The sequence below is a fragment of the Enorma burkinafasonensis genome (assembly GCF_902150035.1).
Lineage (GTDB): Bacteria > Actinomycetota > Coriobacteriia > Coriobacteriales > Coriobacteriaceae > Enorma > Enorma burkinafasonensis.
Map to the genome: position 1 here is coordinate 1 of NZ_LR597542.1, position 2292 is coordinate 2292.

The following is a 2292-nucleotide window of genomic DNA, read 5'->3' on the forward strand; positions in this document are numbered from 1 at the left end:
TCCGGACATGCCGTCCTCCGATCTCCCGGGGCCGGCCGATCCGGCCCTCAGGGTATCGGGTTCCCACATTCATCCGCACATGTGCGGATGAATGTGGGAGGTGTTCGGATAAAGTTGATAATCAAGGAGCGAACCTATCGCCCGACTTTTTTCATTTTGTGTCTTGCCATTCGCCACGACTTTTGTATACTAGGTTCTGTTGCTTGAGAGCAGCCACATTCCTCGGTAGCTCAATGGTAGAGCACGCGGCTGTTAACCGCGCTGTTGTAGGTTCGAGTCCTACCCGGGGAGCCATCGTTTCAAAGAACCCTCGCCAGTCCCCCTGACGAGGGTTTTTCGTTGTCGCTCCTCCCCTGCTGTGCTTGTATCAGGGCTATCGTACGGATTCTGCTTTATAGGAATTCTCTATCGAATGATATATGCATTCTTTGGATGACTATCGTACGTAATCTGCATTTCAGAATTTTGTATCGTACGGTTTCTGCATTCTCATATTACTATCGTATGCTATCTACATTTTCTTGCCTAATACTGCATTTTTCTTACGACGGTAATTATAGATTTATGCAATTCCTTATCGAGTTGCAATCCCATGACATAAGACCGATGCACAGCCATCGATAGGTTCGGAGAGCACGGACCGGCAGGGCGGGTCGCGCCTCAGCGCTCCCACGCTCTCTCACCGCGCTGCGCAAAAGAGGCGGGACCCCGAAGGATCCCGCCTCAAGATGCATCTATGCCCGAGACGCTAGTTCTCGATGTAGTCCTTGAGCTTGCTCGAGCGCGAGGGATGGCGGAGCTTCGCCAGCGTCTTGCTCTCGATCTGGCGGATGCGCTCGCGCGTGACGCCGAACTCGCGCCCGACCTCCTCGAGCGTGCGCGGGTGACCGTCCACGAGGCCGAACCTGAGCTCGATGACCTTGCGCTCGCGGTCGGCAAGCGAGTCGAGCACCTGGCCGAGCTGCTCCTGGAGCATGGAGAAGCTGGCGGCGTCGGGCGGCACGACCGCCTGCGAGTCCTCGATGAAGTCGCCGAGCTGGGAGTCCTCCTCCTCGCCGATCGGCGTCTCGAGGGAGACCGGCTCCTGGCTGATCTTCTGGATCTCGCGCACGCGGTCGGCGCTCATGTCCATCTCCTTGCCGATCTCCTCGGGGGTCGGGTCGCGCCCGAGGTCCTGCAGGAGCTGGCGCTGGACGCGCACGAGCTTGTTGATGGTCTCGACCATATGGACCGGGATGCGGATCGTGCGGGCCTGGTCGGCGATGGCGCGCGTGATGGCCTGGCGGATCCACCAGGTCGCGTACGTCGAGAACTTGAAACCCTTCTCGTAGTCGAACTTCTCGACCGCGCGGATGAGACCGAGGTTGCCCTCCTGGATGAGGTCAAGGAAGAGCATACCGCGGCCCACATAGCGCTTGGCGATGGAGACGACGAGGCGCAGGTTGGCGCTGATGAGCGCCTGCTTGGCGTCCAGACCGACCTGCTCGACGCGCATGAGGCGGCGCTTCTCGGCGCGGGAGAGTTCGAGCTCGCCGTCCTCGGCTGCCTCGAGCTGATCGGTGGCCTGCAGACCGGCCTCGATCTTCATGGCGAGGTCCACCTCGTCGGCGGCCGTCAGCAGGTCGACCTTGCCGATCTCCTTGAGGTACATGCGGACGGGGTCGCCCGTGAGCATGACGGTCGAGGCGTCGATGCCGCGCACGCGGGCCCGCGAGCGCGAGGTGCGCGCACGGGGGCGCTTCTTGCGGGCGGAGCCCATCTCGGCATCGGCGAGCTTGGCGACCTTGATGTCATGGTCCTCGATGCTCTCGTCATCGAGGTCGTCGCCGAGCCCCTCGTCATCGACGTCGAGCGGGGCATCGTCGTCATCGCCCTGGGAGACGACCTCGATGCCCTGGTCGCGCAGGGATCGGTAGATGGAGGTCAGCTGTGCATCCGTCACATCGACGTCCTTGAGGACGACCTGGATCTCGTCCTCGGTGACCGAACCGCTCTTCGAGCCCTTGTTGAGCAGCTTATCGACGTAGGCGTCGAGCTCGGTTCCCGCACTCTGGGTATTCTTAGGCACAGACTCTCCCTTCCTACAGCATAGGTTCATAAATGTACCACACGTGACTATACCCAGCACGTGCGGAGCTGATGCTGTGCACATTTTCCGCCCATTTCCTTGATTATCAACTTTATCCGAACACCTCCCACATTCATCCGCACATGTGCGGATGAATGTGGGAACCCGATACCCTGAGGGCCGGATCGGCCGGCCCCGGGAGATCGGAGGACGGCATGTCCGGA

At 60.3% G+C, this 2292-nt stretch carries 1 protein-coding gene and 1 tRNA gene; one reads left to right on the plus strand and one right to left on the minus strand.

Going from position 1 to position 2292, the window contains the following annotated elements; genetic code table 11:
• The first annotated feature begins 219 nt into the window (after positions 1-219).
• Positions 220-294: transfer RNA gene (locus FS885_RS09785), tRNA-Asn, on the plus strand.
• 454 nt (positions 295-748) lie between these two features.
• Here FS885_RS09785 and rpoD read toward each other — a convergent pair.
• Positions 749-2098: an RNA polymerase sigma factor RpoD gene (rpoD, locus tag FS885_RS09790; RefSeq protein WP_186365856.1), complete on the minus strand. Its 1350-nt coding sequence runs from the start codon at positions 2096-2098 to the stop codon at positions 749-751.
• Positions 2099-2292: the final 194 nt, after the last annotated feature.

What these genes read in the sequence shown, in the direction of transcription:
- rpoD (WP_186365856.1), bottom strand. Translation starts at nt 2,098, where the DNA reads ATGAACCTATGCTGTAGGAAGGGAGAGTCTGTGCCTAAGAATACCCAG.